Below are 742 nucleotides of genomic sequence, written 5' to 3'. Positions count from 1 at the left end.
AAATGAGTACACACAAAGTGTGTTGTATGGCAGTTTTGCAAATAGTGATACAAAGTTATCTGCGAATGTGCCGTACACGTCATCAGTAATGATGAATAGGTCTTTACGCTTCTCTTCAACAAATGAAGTTAGGCGGTCTAGCGTGTCGTCAGAGAACTTCACAGACGCTGGGTTAGCAGGGTTTACCACACAAAGCAATTTGATTTGCTCGTCAGCTAGCTTTTCAATCTCAGATTGAGGAAGCTGCCATGTTTTCTCGTCTAGACGGATTTCTACGATTTCCAGTTCGTACTCAGAAAGCTCTGGGATTTCTAGGTACGGAGTAAAGATAGGTGTAGTCAGTGCAACCTTGTCACCTTTTTTCAACAGACCATTGTGGAACATGGTTTGGAAGGTGTAGGTCATTGACGCTGTGCCGCCTTCAGTTGCGAATAGGTCAAAGTTAGTCGTGGTTGGCATAGGGCCGTACATCTCTTCTGCGATGTATTGCTTAACCACTTTTTCGATGTTCACAAGCATGCGAGGAGGAACAGGGTAGTTACAACCTAGGAATGCTAGTACTAGTTCGTTTAGGAACTCTTGCTTGTCGATACCTAGACGGTCTTTTGCGTAGCTTAGTGCTTTTTCTAGGAAACGAACGCCTTCAGAGTCGCCTGCGTTACCTACGAACGTATCGAAACGCTCAACGATGCCTTTACCATCTGGGATGCCGCCAAAGCCAGCATCTAAGTAAGCGTAGTTA

General features: G+C 45.0%; 1 protein-coding gene. It reads right to left on the bottom strand.

From position 1 onward, the window contains the following. The coding region (locus tag TZ48_RS23900) for a bifunctional aspartate transaminase/aspartate 4-decarboxylase (protein ID WP_112481210.1) at positions 1-742 on the bottom strand (742 nt) is incomplete at both ends.

Origin of the sequence: Vibrio variabilis, from assembly GCF_003263785.1 — a bacterium.
In the GTDB taxonomy this organism is placed as follows: domain Bacteria; phylum Pseudomonadota; class Gammaproteobacteria; order Enterobacterales; family Vibrionaceae; genus Vibrio; species Vibrio variabilis.
This window is presented reverse-complemented; position numbering and strand designations above follow the sequence as displayed.